The 15,715-nt window shown below is 71.7% G+C and carries 14 protein-coding genes; 7 read left to right on the forward strand and 7 right to left on the reverse strand.

The annotated features are described in order from the left end of the window. Nucleotides 1–92: 92 nt before the first annotated feature. From DFJ67_RS04900 to mtrA, 4 genes are all read right to left on the reverse strand, one after another. The gene (locus DFJ67_RS04900) at nucleotides 93–797 is read right to left on the reverse strand and encodes a ComF family protein (protein ID WP_409362922.1); all 705 of its coding nucleotides are present in this window, start codon (nucleotides 795–797) and stop codon (nucleotides 93–95) included. A gap of 2 nt (nucleotides 798–799) precedes the next feature. Next, nucleotides 800–2,593: an LpqB family beta-propeller domain-containing protein gene (locus DFJ67_RS04905; RefSeq protein WP_116066791.1), complete on the reverse strand. Its 1,794-nt coding sequence runs from the start codon at nucleotides 2,591–2,593 to the stop codon at nucleotides 800–802. Continuing rightward, nucleotides 2,590–4,194 carry an MtrAB system histidine kinase MtrB gene (gene mtrB / locus DFJ67_RS04910; RefSeq protein ID WP_239097217.1) on the reverse strand — a complete coding sequence of 535 codons (1,605 nt, stop codon included), beginning with the start codon at nucleotides 4,192–4,194 and terminating at the stop codon, nucleotides 2,590–2,592. Before mtrB ends, DFJ67_RS04905 begins: the two co-directional genes overlap by 4 nt. Nucleotides 4,195–4,299: 105 nt before the next feature. Continuing rightward, nucleotides 4,300–4,989, reverse strand: coding sequence for an MtrAB system response regulator MtrA (gene mtrA, locus DFJ67_RS04915; RefSeq protein WP_116066793.1), 690 nt, complete (start codon nucleotides 4,987–4,989; stop codon nucleotides 4,300–4,302). Between the two features lie 241 nt (nucleotides 4,990–5,230). Between mtrA and DFJ67_RS04920 the strand changes: the two genes are divergently transcribed. From DFJ67_RS04920 to DFJ67_RS04940, 5 genes are read left to right on the forward strand one after another with little or no spacing between them, the layout of a single operon-like run. Beyond that, entirely contained in the window at nucleotides 5,231–6,022 is a 792-nt protein-coding gene (locus tag DFJ67_RS04920; protein ID WP_239097214.1) for a hypothetical protein, read from the forward strand. Beyond that, a complete protein-coding gene (locus DFJ67_RS04925; protein WP_170215743.1) occupies nucleotides 6,019–6,624 on the forward strand; it encodes a DUF4129 domain-containing protein in 606 nt (201 codons plus the stop codon). The genes DFJ67_RS04920 and DFJ67_RS04925 overlap by 4 nt, the downstream gene beginning before the upstream one ends. After that, the gene (locus DFJ67_RS04930; RefSeq protein WP_116066796.1) at nucleotides 6,621–7,976 is read left to right on the forward strand and encodes a DUF4350 domain-containing protein; all 1,356 of its coding nucleotides are present in this window, start codon (nucleotides 6,621–6,623) and stop codon (nucleotides 7,974–7,976) included. The genes DFJ67_RS04925 and DFJ67_RS04930 overlap by 4 nt, the downstream gene beginning before the upstream one ends. Then, complete coding sequence (locus DFJ67_RS04935) at nucleotides 7,973–8,950, forward strand: AAA family ATPase (protein WP_116066797.1); 978 nt, start codon at nucleotides 7,973–7,975, stop codon at nucleotides 8,948–8,950. The genes DFJ67_RS04930 and DFJ67_RS04935 overlap by 4 nt, the downstream gene beginning before the upstream one ends. A 2-nt stretch (nucleotides 8,951–8,952) precedes the next feature. Then, entirely contained in the window at nucleotides 8,953–10,257 is a 1,305-nt protein-coding gene (locus DFJ67_RS04940) for a DUF58 domain-containing protein (RefSeq protein WP_116066798.1), read from the forward strand. Here the strand turns inward: DFJ67_RS04940 and DFJ67_RS04945 are convergent. Further along, a complete protein-coding gene (locus DFJ67_RS04945) occupies nucleotides 10,229–11,206 on the reverse strand; it encodes an RDD family protein (RefSeq protein ID WP_116075621.1) in 978 nt (325 codons plus the stop codon). The genes DFJ67_RS04940 and DFJ67_RS04945 overlap by 29 nt on opposite strands. Before the next feature lie 24 nt (nucleotides 11,207–11,230). Between DFJ67_RS04945 and DFJ67_RS04950 the strand changes: the two genes are divergently transcribed. Further along, nucleotides 11,231–12,352: a stage II sporulation protein M gene (locus tag DFJ67_RS04950; protein WP_116066799.1), complete on the forward strand. Its 1,122-nt coding sequence runs from the start codon at nucleotides 11,231–11,233 to the stop codon at nucleotides 12,350–12,352. A 17-nt stretch (nucleotides 12,353–12,369) separates the two neighbouring features. Here the strand turns inward: DFJ67_RS04950 and DFJ67_RS04955 are convergent, their stop codons facing one another. Next, nucleotides 12,370–13,587 carry an RCC1 domain-containing protein gene (locus DFJ67_RS04955; RefSeq protein WP_170215744.1) on the reverse strand — a complete coding sequence of 406 codons (1,218 nt, stop codon included), beginning with the start codon at nucleotides 13,585–13,587 and terminating at the stop codon, nucleotides 12,370–12,372. A gap of 191 nt (nucleotides 13,588–13,778) precedes the next feature. Between DFJ67_RS04955 and DFJ67_RS04960 the strand changes: the two genes are divergently transcribed. Further along, nucleotides 13,779–14,447 carry a hypothetical protein gene (locus DFJ67_RS04960; protein WP_116066801.1) on the forward strand — a complete coding sequence of 223 codons (669 nt, stop codon included), beginning with the start codon at nucleotides 13,779–13,781 and terminating at the stop codon, nucleotides 14,445–14,447. On the opposite strand, the gene efeB is transcribed toward DFJ67_RS04960, so the two are convergent. Continuing rightward, entirely contained in the window at nucleotides 14,444–15,712 is a 1,269-nt protein-coding gene (efeB, locus tag DFJ67_RS04965) for an iron uptake transporter deferrochelatase/peroxidase subunit (RefSeq protein WP_116066802.1), read from the reverse strand. The two genes, DFJ67_RS04960 and efeB, sit on opposite strands and share 4 nt — an antisense overlap. Nucleotides 15,713–15,715: the final 3 nt, after the last annotated feature.

Here is a 15,715-nt window from a genome sequence, read left to right on the forward strand (position 1 = left end):
ACGCTAACGCCGGTTGGCGCCGCAGTCACCCCCTGTCAACCCGAGGGTTCGGAGAAGTTTCGCCCAGTGGGCGCGATCGGGTGAAAACGGATCTACTGAGGGTGACGTTTGCGTGTCGCTGCGAGTATGGCGGCCGAATCGACGGGAACCTCGGCCCGAATCAGCAGCGCGGTCAACGCGGCGAGGGTGGCGCCGGTCGTCACGATGTCGTCGACGACGACCACCGCGCGACCGTTCGCGGCCCGCCGGGCGCGGTCCATGGCTTTCGCGCGGGGCCGGAACGCTGCCGCGGCGGCAATTGCCCGTTGCGCACTGTCGAGGTGGGTCGCGTCGGGCTTCGGCAGCGCCCGCAGCGGTTGCGCCACCTCGGTCGGCCAACCCGCGCGCCGCAACGTCTTGGCGGCCCGGTCGGCGAGGCGGCGAACGTGGTCGCCGTGCCGTTCGCGCACCGCTTTGGCGGTCGAAGGAACCGGAAGCAGCAAAACCGGCCGTGGTACGCCGCCGGCGGCAGCGGCCACCGCTTCGGCGAGCAGCACGCCGAGCGGGGTGGCGAGCGAGACGCGGCCGCGCTCCTTGTAGGCCAGGAGCGACTCGCGCAGTGGGCCGGCGTACTCCCCGACGGCGACGCAGGGTGGGAGGCCGGGCGGTGCGGGCCGCGGACGGACCGATGCGGGGCGCAGGGCGGTCAGGGCAGCGGCGCAGTCGGCGCAGGCGCCATGGCGGAGGGGCACATGCGGGGTGCGGCAGCCGGCGCACTCGGCCGGCAGCACCAGGTCGGCGAGCGCGGCGAGCAGCACGGTCAGTAGACGAAGAAGGGGGAAACGGGTTGGCTCTGCTCGTCGGGCGGCGGCGACGCGTTCGTCGGCTCACCGGGGAGGGACGAGCGGCCCAGTTCGGTCGGCAACCCGCCGCGGGCCATCCACGACCGATTGTCGGCCTGGTAGAGCACCACGCTGTCGCGACCGAGCGGGAAGTTCTCCGGGTAGACGGCGATCATCGCGATCTCGGCTTCGACGTTGTTGATGCGCGGGGTCTGGCTGCCGCCGTCGACAGTCACGTCGACGATCGAATGCTTGGCGGTCTCGGGATCGGTGCCGCCGACGGAAAGCCGGGTCTCGGCGGTCCAGGCAACCGCCGTCAAGCTGGTCAGGCCCGTGAACAGCGGTCGCGACCCATACAAGGTCACGACACCATTGACGACCGAGACCGGCACGAAGTAGACCTGCCCGCCGGCGAGGACGGCGAGCCGCTGGCCGTCGGGCGCGGTCGCCACCGCGGTGAGCTTGCCCGGGATCTCACCAGAGTCGATTTTTCTGCGCTTGCCGGTGGCGTCGAACTGCCAGAGCCCGCTGTCAGTGACGGCCAGGCCGAGGCCCGAGCGGGGCAGCCAGACGGGCGCCGAGGTCGGCTGGATTCCTTGCACCGCGACCACCGTGCTGACCGCGCTGCCGGGGGCGGTCGTGCCCACCCGCAGCAACGCCTTGTCGTCTCTGGCGACGGTCGCCGCGGCGAGGGCATCACCGCTGCGGTCGAACGCCGCCCAGCGCAGATTCTGGTCGGCGGCGCCGGTCAACGGGTCGGGTCCCGGCGTGCCGGCCGGGCTGCCGATCGCCCGCACCTTGCCGTCGAGGATCGCGTAGGGGTGCACCTCGGCGCCGATCGGGTAGGACGTCTTTTCCAACAGGTCGCTCTCGACGTCGTACTCGCTGACGATCTGACCATTGATCTTGAGGATCAGCTTGTCCGGTGTGAGATCGGTGCCGCGCACGGTCCACGCCACCTGCTTTGCCAAAAGCTCCTGATAGTCGTCCTTGGTGGCGTCTGACGACCAGTTCATGGTGAGCACTTCGTCGTCGATGAGCGCGTTGCCCAACAACTTGCTGCTGCCGGGCACTGCCATTGCCACGTCGGCGATCGCCGACGGGCCGGCCGCGATCATCTTCAGCAGCTCGGTGGGCACCCGGGAGGTGCCCACCTCGGACGGCAGCCAACGCAGGTCGGGCACCATCGCGGTCTTCTCCTTGTTCCAGAAGTAGACCGGGCGCTCGCGGTAGTAGGTCTTCAACGCCTCGACGTCGAGCAACGGCATTCCCGGCGGCACCTCGGCCAGGTGCCAGCCGATGCCGGCCGAGTCGGGCACGACCGTCAGCCGGTAAGTCGCGCTCTTGGGGGCGCCCTCGGGCAGGGTGAGGATCTCGCCTTCGTTGTTGAGCACACCGAGCTTCATGACGCGGAGCGTGAAGTCGCGGTCGTTCTTGGTGTCGAGGCTTTCCACCTTCACCACCGTGACGCCGTCCTTGAGCGGGTCGGCGCCCAACGCGCCGCCGGCCACGTAGGCCTCGAGGCGGTCGGTGGTCTCCTTCACGTCGAACTCACCGGCGGCGGCGGCGAGAAAGTTGGTGACGAACTCCTTGGTGTTGGTCGCGTCGATTGGCTTCTTGGGCTGCGGCGCGATGTTGGGCTGCGGGCCGGAGCCGGACTGCGGGCCCACTCCTTCGACCTCGACCTCGGTGTGGTCGGGGATGCCGCAACCGGCCATCAGACCGGCGCTCAGGCCGACCGCGAGCGCCGCCGCGGCGAGCCGGCGCCTCATAGCGGCAACTCCGCCGGCGTCTGGGTGATCGCGCGTGGCTGCACGGGCGGGGTCACCGCGGCCAACTCGATGTCTTCGGGCACCAACCGCAGCGGCGACCCGCTGAGCCGGTCTCCGGCCCGCACGGGCAGGGTCAGCCGGAACTGGGCGCCCTGACCGGGCGCGCCCCACGCTTCCAGCCAGCCGCCGTGCAGCCGGGCGTCTTCGAGGCTGATCGACAGACCGAGCCCGGTGCCGCCGGTCTGCCGGGCCCGCGACGGGTCGGCCCGCCAGAACCGGTTGAAGACCAGCTTCTCCTCGCCGGGCTTGAGCCCGAGGCCGTGATCGCGGACGGCCACGGCCGCCGCCACTCCGTCGGACACGAGGCGGATCACCACCGGCTTGCCCTCCGCGTGCTCGACGGCGTTGCCGACCAGGTTGCGCAGGATCCGCTCGACCCGGCGCGGGTCGGCCTCGACGATCACCGGGTCGGCCGGCACGTCGACCTCGAGCGGCACGCCGCAGCGCTCGGCCAGGCCGCGCAGCGGCTCGACGGCGCGGTGCACGATCGGCACGAGGTCAGTGGGCTCGGCGTCGAGCATGGCGAAGCCGGCGTCGTAGCGGCTGATCTCCAGCAGGTCGGTGAGCAGGCTCTCGAAACGGTCGAGCTCGGTTTGCAGGATCTCCGCTGTGCGGGTGACGTCGGCGGGGAACCGCTCGCGCTCGGCGAAGATCAGGTCGGCGGCCATCCGGACCGTGGTGAGCGGCGTGCGCAGCTCGTGTGACACGTCGGAGGTGAACCGCCGCTGCAACCGCGACATGTCTTCCAGCCGGACGATCTGTCTTTGCAGGTTGGCGGCCATCTGGTTGAACGACGCGGCAAGCAGGGCGAGATCATCTTCGCCGGTCACCGCCATCCGCTGGTCGAGCAGGCCGGCCGACAGCCGCTGCGCGGTGCGTGCCGCGACCCGGACCGGGCGCACCACCAACCGGGTGACCAGCGCCGACAGCAGTCCCAGGAGAAGCACCAGGGTGGCGCCGGTCGCGAGCACGGTGGTGCGGATCTGGGTCGCCGCCGAATCCTGGGTGGTCAGCGGCTCGATGTAGTAGAGCTCGATCTGGCCGAAATTGGTCTTCACCGGGGTGCCCTCGACCAGGTATTTGACCATGCCGGTGCGGTCGAGGTCGGCGGACCGGATCGCGGTCGCCTTCTGCCCGTGGCTGACCACACCGGTGATGTCGGTCGTGAGCAGGCCGGTGATGTCGCCCTTGCGGGACGGCACGGCGCTGAGCTCGTTGACGTTGTCGGCCCGGACCACGACCAGCCCCGCGCTCGGGTCCTGCGAGTCGCCACCGCCGAGGTAGAAGACGATGTCCTGGAGGGTGCCCTGGACGTTGGGCTCGAAGGGCTTGCCGAAGATCTTGAGCTGTAGTTCGGTGTAGGACCGGCCGTAGTCGAGCTGGGCGGAGACGCTGTCTTTGGCCCGGTTGAGCAGGATCGTCGAGCTGCGGTAGGCGACCACGTAGGCGAAGACGGCGACCAGCAGGCTCGACACGACCAGGGTCAGGGTGACCACCCGGACCTGGAGCGAGCGCCGCCAGGTGTGTTCGGCCGTGGCCAAAAAGAGCTTGAGCTGTCGGAAGGCGCGACCCCAGACGGCCCGGGCGCGCGCCCAGGCCGTTTTGAGGACTTCGTCTAGTGACGCTCCGCTCACGATGACGCCAGATTATCCAGTGCCGGCCTTGTAGCCGACACCACGCACAGTGAGGATGATCTCCGGCCGTTCCGGATCTGGCTCGATCTTGGCGCGCAAGCGCTGGACGTGCACGTTGACCAGGCGGGTGTCGGCCGCGTGCCGGTAGCCCCAGACCTGCTCGAGCAGCACCTCGCGGGTGAACACCTGGCGGGGCTTGCGAGCCAGGGCGACCAGCAGGTCGAACTCGAGCGGGGTGAGCTTGACCTCCTCGCCGTCGCGGGTGACCGTGTGCGCCGGCACGTCGATGGTGATCTGGTTGCCGGGCGGCCCGATGGTCAACATCTCCGGCGCCGCGTCTTCGCCCCGGCGCAGCCGGGCCCGCATCCGGGCGACCAGCTCCTTGGGCTTGAACGGCTTGACCACGTAGTCGTCGGCGCCGGACTCGAGCCCGAGCACCACGTCGACGGTGTCGCTCTTGGCGGTCAGCATGACGATCGGGACGCCGGACTCCGACCGGATCGACCGGGCCACATCGATGCCGCTCATGCCGGGCAGCATCAGATCAAGCAGGACGATGTCGGGCCGGTTGTCACGGAACGCCGACAGGGCACGCTCGCCGTCGGCCACGAACGAGGGCAGGAACCCCTCGCTGCGCAGCACGATGCCGAGCATCTCCGCCAACGCGGGATCGTCGTCCACCACCAGAACCCGGGCTCTCATGGGACCAATATTCCATCCGCGTTCATCGCGGTGTGACCGGCCGGCCGGCGGAATCTTGACAACGACCCGGCGGACGGTCTCCACAATTCGGTCTTTCAGCGTTGATCCGGGCCGGCTGGTGCGCAATCTCCCCCACTCCGGTCCCCGAGGGTGACGTGCGCCATGCCACGATGACCGCTATCCCACGCAGCCTCCGGAGCCGACCCTGGACACGTCAGCACTACCCCGGCGCCCCCTCACGGTGGGCGAGCTGCTTGACGCCGCCCTCCTGCTGCTGCGCGTCCACGCGGCGGCGCTGCTCCCGGTGGCGGGCGCGCTGGCGGTCACCGAGCAGCTTGTGCTGGCCCCGCTGCTCGACTGGTCCGAGGTGCTGCTCAACGACCCCGTCCGGGCATTCGAGGAAGAGTTCGACCGGATCTGGGTGGTGCTCTGCGTCGGCGCCGGCTGCGAAGCGGTGATCATCGCGCTGCTGGCCGCGCCGGCTTCCCGGGCGGCCGGCGCGCTGCTCCTCGACCGCCGGCTGAGCAACCGGGCCGTGCTCGCCCCGCGCGGGCTGCGCCCGGTGGCGACGGTCGCGCTCGCGCTCTTCGCCGGGGTGTTCGTAACGGCCGGGTCGTTCGCCGGCCCGTTCTGGGCGGTGGGCTTCGGCTTCTCCGCCCTGGCCGTGCCGGCCCTGATCGTCGACCGGGTCAACCCGCTGCGGGCGATCGGCCGGGGCTTCGGGCTGGCCAGCCGCTCCGGTGGCCGCGGGCTGTGGATCCTGCTGCTCGGCTATCTCACCTGGTGGCTGATCCGGATGCTGGTCGGCACCGCCGGCGGCTTGCTGTTGGCCCAACTCGTGCCGATCGACCGCGACTCGGCGGCCGTGCTGCTCACCGGGATGCGGGCGGCGGTCAACACGCTGGCCTACGCGTCCCTCGCCTGCCTGGCCGCGACCCTGCACCTGGAGACCCGGTTCCGCACCGAGGGGCTGGACATCGCGCTCGGCCGGGGCCACGTCGCCGGCGCCGACCCGCTGGCGGTGCGCCGGTGACGGGCTTCGCACGCTGGTGGACCGAGGCGGTGGCGGCGATCGGCGACCACCTCGCGCTGCACTGGGTCGTGCTCATCCTGCTGCTGCTCGCCGCCACGGTGGCGGTCCTGTGGTCCAACTGGGCCCGGTTGCGCCGGGTCCGCTGGCGCTGGCCCGGGTTCAGCCTGAGCTGGCGGCGGCGCAAGCCCGTCGCCAAGCCGGCCGAGCCCGACGATCAAGAGGTCGACGCGCTCGAGCCCGACGCGCTGCCCGACCTGCCGGCCGCCACCTTCGTTTCCCGGGCCGACCGCTTCGCGGCGGAGGGCCGGTGGGCCGAGGCGGTGCGCGAGCGGCTGCGCGCGGTGGTCCGGCAGCTGGTCGACCGCCGGGTGATCGAACACCATCCAGGGTGGACTGTCACCGAGCTGGCGTCGGCCGCCGGCCGCAGCGCGCCGGCCACCGACCGGCCGCTCGGCGCCGCGGGCACCATCTTCTCCGACATCTGGTACGGCGAGAAGCCGGCCACCTCCGACGACGACGCGGAGATGAAGCAGCTGGCGTCCGATGTGGACCAAGCGGTGACCGGCGCCCGGGTGCCGGCGAGCCGGCGGGCGGAGCCGTGACGACGACCGCGACCGGCAACCGGCGGGCCGCGCTGCGCCAGGGCTGGCGCGCCGGCAAGCGCACGATCATCCCGTTCGGTGTGGTCGTCCTGCTGCTGGTCGGCTCGCTGGTCACCCACGCCGTCGACACCCCCGACACCGACGACGCCGACTTCCTCTCCCCGACCAGCAGCGCGCCGATCGGCTCGGCCCGACTCGCCGACGCGCTGCGCCAACGGGGAATCACCGTGACCCGGCAGACCGACCCGCACGCCGCGCTCGCCGACGTGGGTGCCGGCGGCACGCTGTTCGTCCCGGCGGCCGAGTTCCTCGACCCGCTGACCACCAGCCAGCTCGCGTCGTTACCGCGCAGCACCCGGGTCGTGCTGGTCGACCCGCCGGCCCGCACGCTGGAGACCCTCCGGGCGCCGGTGCAGCGCGGCCAGCGGCGCTGGGCGACCGCGGTCGAATCGGCCGGCGACTGCGCCATCGCCGGCGTCGACACCGCCGGCCGGGCAGCGGCCCGGCGGCAGAGCTACCAGGTCGCCGGTCCGCACGACCGTTGCTACGGCGGTGGCGTGGTGCACCTCGGCCACCCCAACGACCTCGTCGTGGTCGGTGCCGCCGACCCGTTCCGCAACGACCGCCTCGACGAGCACGACAACAGCGCGTTCGCCGCCGGCCTGCTGTCGGCCCGGCCCAAGCTGGTCTGGCTCGACCTGCACGAGCGTTACGAGCCGCCGGCGGCGCCCCGGCCGACCTACACGCTCGACCCCGAGCAGGACGAGAGCTACCTTCCGCCGCCCGACGAGACGAGCCCGCCCGTCGAGGAACCCGGTGACGGCGGCCAGCCGGGCCCCGGTCGGGCCGACGGGCCCGGCGACCGGGAAAACCCGCTGGGTCAGGCGTTCCCGCCCTGGCTCTGGGCGATGCTCGCCACCCTCGGCGCCGCCCTGCTGCTGCTGATCCTGTGGGCCGGGCGGCGACTCGGTCCAGCGGTCAGCGAGCCACTGCCGGTCGAGGTGCGCTCCGGCGAGACCGTGCTCGGCCGTGGCCGGCTCTACCGGCGGGCCAAGGCGCGCGGCCCGGTCGCCGAGGTGCTGCGCCGGGCGGCCCTGCGGCGGATCGAGCCGGCGCTCGGCCTCGAACCCACGCGTACCCCGGCCGAGGTGGTCGACGCCGTCGCGGTGCGCACCGGGCGCCGCCCGTACGACATCGATGGTCTGCTCTTCGGTCCTGAGCCGGCGCACGACGACGAGCTGCTCGACCTCGCCCGCGGCCTCGACACCCTGGCCGACGAGATCACCGCGGGCGCACCCCGCGCCGACACCCCGCCCGGCACCACCGGGCCCGACCAAGGAGAACCACGGTGACCCTCGCCGCCGAACCCACCGCCGAGACCGATCCCCGGGTGGCCCTGCACCGGCTGCGGGCCGAGGTCGCCAAGGCGGTGGTCGGCCAGGACGCGACCGTCACCGGGTTGCTGATCGGTCTGCTCTGCCGCGGCCACGTGCTGCTCGAAGGCGTGCCCGGGGTGGCCAAGACGCTGCTGGTGCGGGCCTTCGCCGCGGCGCTCGACCTCGACATGAAACGCCTCCAGTTCACCCCCGACCTGATGCCCGGCGACGTGACCGGCTCGCTGGTCTACGACCCGCACGGCGCGGCCTTCACGTTCCGCCAGGGCCCGGTCTTCACCAACCTGCTGCTCGCCGACGAGATCAACCGGACGCCGCCGAAGACCCAGTCGGCGCTGCTCGAGGTGATGGAGGAGCGCCAGGTGTCGGTCGAGGGGCTGCCGCGCCCATTGCCCGAGCCGTTCCTGGTGATCGCGACCCAGAACCCCATCGAATACGAGGGCACCTACCCGCTGCCCGAGGCCCAACTCGACCGTTTCCTGCTCAAGCTCGCCGTCCCGCTGCCCTCCCGCGACGAGGAACTCGGCGTGCTGCGCGCACACCACCAGGGCTTCAACCCGCGCGACCTGGCCGGCGCCGGGATCCGGCCGGTGGCCACCGCGGCCGACCTGGCCGCCGGGCGCGAGGCGGTCGGCCGGATCGGCGTGGTCGACATGGTGATGGGCTACGTCGTCGACGTCTGCCGCGCGACCCGCATCTCGCCGTCGCTGGAGCTGGGCGCCTCCCCCCGCGGCGCCACCGCCCTGCTCGGCGCGTCGAAGGCCTGGGCGTGGATGTCGGGCCGCGAATACGTGACACCCGACGACGTCAAGGCCGTGGCCCGGGCGACCCTGCGCCACCGGGTGCGGCTGCGCCCGGAGGCCGAGCTCGAGGGCGTGACCGTCGACCAGATCCTCGACGCGGTGCTCGGCACCGTCCCGACCCCGCGCTGACCGTGGTCACCTGGCGGGCCGCCCTGCTGCTCGGCATCGCGGCGCTCACCCTGCCCCTGTTTCCGTCTCCCTGGTGGGCCGCGGCGGCGCTCGGGCTCGCCGTACTCGTGGCGTCCATTGTGGATTTCGCTCTGGCCGCACCGCTGCGCGACCTGGCGCTGTCCCGGCGCGGCGACTCCTCGGTCCGGCTCGGCCAGACGGCGACGGTGCGGCTGCGGGTCCACAATGGTGGCCGGCGCACGCTGCACGGCGAGATCCGCGACGCGTGGGTGCCCTCGGCGGGCGCGGTCACACCGTCGGGCCGGGTCATCGTCCCGCCGGGCACGACCGTCACGCTGGAGGCGACCCTCACCCCGACCCGGCGGGGCGACCGCCCGGCCCTACGCGTGACGGTGCGCTCGCACGGCCCGCTGGGCCTGGCGTTCCGGCAGCGGTCCGGCCGCCCCGCGACGCCGCCGTGGCGGGTCCGGGTGCTGCCCCGCTTCGCGTCCCGCCAGTTGCTGCCCGAAAAGACGGCGCGGCTGCGGGTCCTCGACGGCACGATCGTCACCCGCGGCCGCGGCCAGGGCACGGAGTTCGACGCCCTGCGCGAGTACGTGATCGGCGACGACGTCCGCTCGATCGACTGGCGGGCCAGCGCCCGCCGCTCCGACGTCATGGTGCGCACCTGGCGGCCGGAACGCGACCGCCGGGTGGTCTGCGTGCTCGACACCGGCCGCACCTCGGCGGTCCGGATCGGCGACGAGCCCCGCCTGGACGCCGCGATGGACGCCGCCCTGTTGCTGGCCACATTGGCGGCACGGGCCGGCGACCAGGTCGACCTGCTGGCCGTCGACACCGCCGTCCGCGCCTCGGTCTCCGGCGCCGGCCGCCAGGTGCTGCTGGCCCGGCTGGTCAACGCGCTCGCGCCGCTGCAACCGGCCCTGGTCGAAACCGACTTCGAGCTCGTCGTCGGCGAGGTGCTCCGCCGCGAACGCAAGCGGGCGCTGATCGTGCTGTTCACCGCGCTGGAGCCGGGCGCGCTGGGCGAGGGCCTGCTGCCGGTGCTCCCCCGGCTGGTCGCCCGCCACAAGGTCGTGGTCGCGGCGACCCACGACCCCGTCCTGCGCGACCTGACCACCCGCAAGCCGCAGACCGCCGCCGACGTCTACGCGGCCGCGGCCGGCCACCGCGCCCTGGCCGAACGCGACCGGGTCGCCTCGGCCCTGCGCCGCGGCGGCGTCGAGGTGGTCGACGCGCCGGCAACCGAGTTCGCCGGCGCGGTGGCCGATGCCTACCTCACGCTGAAGGCGCTGGCCCGCCTCTAGTCCCGGTGATCGGCCACGCGAGCGGCGGCGTCACCTCCTCGGAGTAGGGCGCGCCGGGCCGCACCAGCACCGGTGCCGACGCGGGCTCGATCCGGGTGGGCTCGGCGGCCGGCTTGGCGACCAACTCCGGCCAGATCGCCGCCGACACCGCGCGGGCCCGCGCGAGGCGGACCCGGGCGCGCCGGTGCCGCTCGGCGACCACCGCGGCCAGGTAGGCCCAGCCCGGCACGTCGGGCGGCGCCGGCGGGGTGGTGACGGCCGCGAGCTCGGCGGCCAGCGCCCGGCCGAGGTTGCTGCGAGCCGGCTCGCGCAGATCGCGCCCGCGGGCCAGGAAGTGCCGCACCGCGAGCGCCAGATCATCGGAAACGCCGGTCAGGTCAAGGGTCACCGCCCATCCCGCGAGCCGCGGCGGCATGCCGGGCACCCAGCCCCAGCTCGCCGGCGTCCGCTCATGGATCACCATGGTGCCGGCGACCAGGTCGCCGAGGCGCTTGCCGCGCGGGTTGCCCAACATCGTGGCCAGCGCGGCGATCCAGGTGACCGGCGGCAACAGCACGCCGGGCCATTCGGTGGCCACGCCGACCAGACTGCGGGTCAACGCGTGCCGCAGCCGCACCGGGCCGCCGTCGTCGCGGACCACCCGCAGGCCGAGCGCCGCCTTGCCGAGCGTGCGGCCGCGGAAGAGGGTCTCGCAGCTCACCGGGTAGCCGACCAGCAACAACACGGTCATGACTACCGTGATGCCCTGCCAGGTGGCGTCGTCGAAGTGCACCGAGACGGTGCTGACGATGATCGAGGCGATCGCGAACACGACCAGCGCGATGACGACGATCACGATCAGGTCGAGCAGCAGCGCGGTGACCCGCGAACCGGCCCGGGCCGCGCGCACCTCAAGCTCGACGGCTTCGCCGGTGACGACCCGGTCGGAGGGGAGAGGTTGCGCGCTCACCCGCACAGTGAACACTATGAACGCGTGGATCTCGACGCGTACGTCGCCGAACACGACGCCGAGTGGCGTCGGCTGGAACACCTGTCGAGCAAACGTCGCCTCGCCGCATCAGAGGTCGACGAGCTCGTCACGCTCTACCAGCGATCGGCGACGCACCTGTCGGTGGTTCGCAGCCGCACCCCCGACCCCGCATTGATCGCCCGCCTGTCCCGGCTGGTGCTGGCCAGCCGCGCGGCGATCTCCCCGGGCCGCCGGATGGGGCTGGCCGACATCGGCCGCTTCTTCACCACCGGCTTCCCGCTGGCGGCCTATCGCGCCTGGCCATGGTGGTGCGCGGTGTCGACGGTCTTCACGGTGCTCAGTTTCTTCCTGATGTTCTACACAGCCGAACACCCGGAAGTGGCCCGCACCCTGATCGGCGACGCCGCGGCTCAGCGGCTGGTCGACACGGAATTCGCGGCCTACTACTCCGAATACTCGCCGCACACGTTCGCGTTCTCACTGTGGACACACAACGCCTGGCTCTCCGTGCAATGCCTGGCGTCGGGTGTGCTGATCGTGCCCGTTCTCTGGCTACTGTGGAACAACGCGCTCAACGTCGGCCTGAGCGGCGGCGTGATGATCCAATACGGCGAGGCCGAGCAGTTCTTCAGCCTGATCACCCCGCACGGTCTCCTGGAGCTGATGGGCGTCTACGTGGCGGCCGGGGTGGGCCTGCGCATCGCCGGGGCCTGGATCCGTCCGCCGCGCCACCTGACCCGGACGCGTTCGGTCGCCGCCGCGGGGCGCGAGGGTCTGCTCGTGGCCGTCGGCCTCGTCTTCCTGTTCGCGGTCTCGGGCGTGATCGAGGCGTTCGTGACACCGTCGCCGCTGCCGCCAGCCCTGAAGATTGTCATTGGGGCGGTTGCTTGGCTGGGGTTCCTGGCCTATGTGGTGGTGTTCGGCTCGGCCGCGCACCAGGCGGCCAAGGCGCGGGCGGCGGCTGAGGCGGAGGCGGCGCGGGCGGTGGCGCTGGCGGGTCCGGACCATTTCGGGAGCACGATCGACTCGGGTCCGTCGGGGGCACGACCGATGCTCCCGCCAGAGACCGTGCCGGGCCCGAGGGGGCCCGTCACTGCCACGTCCGCGGCGGCAAGCCCGAACTGAGGCCCTCTGTGGTGTGGTCAGGAGGCCAGGCTGAATGCGAGGCCGCCGGAGATCGAGCGCGTCGGTTGGAGGCCAGTGGTTACCGCCTGAGCCCGGTTGACCGACCCGGATCCCCCGATGCCGAGTTGCCCCCTGTTGTTCTGGCCCCACGCCATCACGTTGCCACGGGTGATCGCGAGGCTGTGCCCGCTGGCGGCGGAGCCGTCTTCACCTGCGGAGACAGCTGTCACCCCGCTCAGACCGAGCACGTCAACCGGGACCAACTGCCGCGTGTTCGTGCCGTCGCCCAGCTGGCCAGCCTCGTTGCTGCCCCAAGCCTTGACCCGGCCGTTGGTCAGCAGAGCCAGGGTGTGGCCGAATCCGCCGTCTACGGACTTGACGCGTACGCCGGTCAGGCCGACCACGGCGACCGGGCTGGGCTGCGGGCTGACCCTGTCACCGATTCCCAACTGACCCGAAACGTTCAAGCCCCAACCACGGACGGAACCATCCGCCAACACCGCCAAGCTGTGGAACGCGCCCGCGCCGATGCTCGTCGGTCGCTGCGGCAGGCGCACCGCGAGCGGGACCGGGTGCGGCTGGCTATCGGCTTGGCCCTGGCCGAGCTGTCCATCAAAATTGTCGCCCCAGGCCACGACGGTGCCGTTGGCCAGCAACGCGAGAACGAAGTTCGCTCCGGCGGCGATCGCAGTCACCCGGCCGGGCAGCCCCTCCACCCGAACCGGAAGGCTCCGGTTCGCTGTGGTTCCGTCGCCCAGCTCGCCGGAGAAATTGAAGCCCCACGCTCGGAGCGTGCCGTCGTGCAGCAGAGCGACGCTGAAATCGCCGCCGGCGGCGACTGCTTTGACGTCGCTCAGTCCTGCCACGCTGCCAGGGATCGGCCGCGAGGTTTCGGTGCCGTCGCCGAGCTGTCCATACTCGTTGGATCCCCACGCTTTGACCGTGCCGTTGGACAGCAGTGCCAGGCCATGGCTGAAACCTGCTGAGACCGAACGCACGGTATGCGGGGCCGCCACCGTCACGGCCGTCGGCCACGTCGCCGTTTCCCCGAGCGTCCCGATGCCGAGCTGTCCCACAGCGTTGGTTCCCCAGGCTTCGGCCTGGCTGGTGGGCTGACCAGCACTGCTCTTGGTTGATGCTGCCATCGATGGCGTGCCGAACACACTCGGCAGGGCGATCAGCGCCCCGACCACGACGACGGCAAGTTGTCGCCGCCGGATGAACCTTGCTCGCATGTGGATCCCCCCGCGCATCCGAACGCCGGCTGCCCGCGTGAAAGCGCAGGTCAGCCGCCCTGCGTCACATTACGCACTCAGGCACCTCCCGACTCATGAAACTCATCGCCCGTTGACTAGAGTCGAGCACTAGCGTAGAACTTTAGCGAGTTAGTTCGGAGTTGCCGCTCGTCAAGGGGGAAGACGACAAAATGGACGTTCAAGAAGCCGCCGCGGTCGGGCACCGCGATGCTGGCGCGAATGGCATCCGCCGGCGCTTGCGTACCGTCGCCAAATGGGCGGCCTATGTCGGAGGCCCGCTGTTCCTGATCGGAACGATCCTGCATCCGGCTCGCGACGGCTGGGGCATGGCCAAGGTCGGCGAGCGCTACGGACTCACGCACGACATCCAGGCCGCGGGCCTGTTGTTGCTGGTGGTCAGCCTCGCCAGCATGCTCGCGCTCGGCGTGGGCGTCCGGTCCCGCCGGGATCTACCCGGGTGGTACGCCAGCCTGGTCGGCACCCTGCTCTGGTTCGCCCTGATCGTCTTCGACGGCGCGCACAATCCGGTCCGGGCGCACTATGAACCGAGCCTGGTGCACACCCCGAGCGATGTCGACGCGGGCTCGGCACTCATCGTCTTCCCGGCGCTGCTCATCTTCCCGGCCGGCTACGCGGTGCTCGCCCTGGTGCTCAACCGCGCCGGCATGAAGCTGGTGGCACTGCTGCTCAGCATCGGCTCGCTCGTCTACACCATCGGCGGGCTGTTCATCTTCACGTCGGGGCCGGGCTTCCCGCTCATCCAGATCTTCGAGGTCGCCGGCGCCGCCGTGTTCGCTCTCGGATACGTCCTGCTGGGTCGGGCGACACCGTCGAGCTAGGCGAACAGCGCCTGGCCCCAGAAGTCGCCGCCGTCCTTGACGCCCGGCGGGCAGGCGAACAGGGCGCTGGAGACGTGCCGGATGTATTCGTTCATCACGTCGTGGCGTGCCAGCTGGAGTTGGATCGGCACGAACTGCTTGTGCGGGTCGCGCTGGAACGAGATGAAGAACAGGCCCGCGTTGAGCCGGCCCAAGCCGTCGGAACCGTCGACGAAGTTGTAGCCGCGGCGCAGGATGCGTACGCCACCGTTCTGGCTGTGGTGTGCCAGCTTCACGTGGGCGACGTCGGCGATCGCGGGCTTGCCGTCGGGGCCCTTGATGGCGAAGTCCAACTCGTCGAACTCGTTCTGGTGGCCGAGCGGCGCGCCACTGCCCTTGGCCCGGCCGACGATCTCCTCCTGCTCGCCGAGCGAGGTGCGGTCCCAGGTCTCGATGATCATCCGGATCTTCCGGGCGACCAGGTAGGAACCACCGTCCATCCAGGACTGACCGTCGGCGCCGCGGGACCAGAGATAGTCATCGAGCAGCGCGGTGTCTTCGGCCTTCAGGTTGGCCGTGCCGTCCTTGAAACCGAAGAGGTTGCGCGGCGTGGCCTGGTCGCGCGACGTCGACGAAGTGCGGCCGAAGCCGAGTTGCGACCAGCGCACGCTGACCACGCCCATGCCGATCCGGGCCAGGTTGCGGATCGCGTGCACAGCCACCTGCGGGTCGTTGGCGCACGCCTGCACGCACAGGTCGCCGCCGGAGATCTCGGGCTGGAGCGCGTCGCCGGGGAACTTCGGGAGGTCGGCCAGTGCGGCCGGCCGCTTGGCGGCCAGGCCGAAGCGGTCGACGCCGGTCGCGTCGCGGAACAGCGTCGGGCCGAAGCCGACGGTCAGCGTCAAGCCGGCCGGCGGCAGGTCGAGCGCCTCGCCGGTGTCGTCGGGCGGCGCCTCCGGGATGCCGTTGACCGCGCCGATCGTGCCGGCGTCCTGGCCGTTGGTCATCCGGGCCGCGGCCGCCGACCAGTCTTGCAACATCGTGACCAAGCGGTCGCGGTCTTTGGTGATGACGTCGAACGCGACGAAGTGCAGCCGGTCCTGTGCCGAGGTGATGATGCCTGCCTGGTGGTCGCCGTAGAACGGGACAGCGCCACTGGCCGCCGACGACGGAGCCGCGGGCTCCGAGTCAGCGGCCAGCACGGCCGTCGCGCCGGCGGCGGCGCCCGCGATGCCGGCCACGCCGACACCTGCGAGCGTCATCGCCTGACGACGGGTGATTGCCATCTG

Source organism: Asanoa ferruginea, from assembly GCF_003387075.1.
GTDB lineage: Bacteria > Actinomycetota > Actinomycetes > Mycobacteriales > Micromonosporaceae > Asanoa > Asanoa ferruginea.

Excerpts from the sequence above, each read along its gene's own strand:
- DFJ67_RS04905 (WP_116066791.1), bottom strand. The coding sequence starts at position 2,593 with ATGAGGCGCCGGCTCGCCGCGGCGGCGCTCGCGGTCGGCCTGAGCGCC.
- mtrA (WP_116066793.1), bottom strand. The coding sequence starts at position 4,989 with ATGAGAGCCCGGGTTCTGGTGGTGGACGACGATCCCGCGTTGGCGGAG.
- DFJ67_RS04955 (WP_170215744.1), bottom strand. The coding sequence starts at position 13,587 with ATGCGAGCAAGGTTCATCCGGCGGCGACAACTTGCCGTCGTCGTGGTC.
- DFJ67_RS04960 (WP_116066801.1), top strand. The coding sequence starts at position 13,779 with ATGGACGTTCAAGAAGCCGCCGCGGTCGGGCACCGCGATGCTGGCGCG.
- efeB (WP_116066802.1), bottom strand. The coding sequence starts at position 15,712 with ATGGCAATCACCCGTCGTCAGGCGATGACGCTCGCAGGTGTCGGCGTG.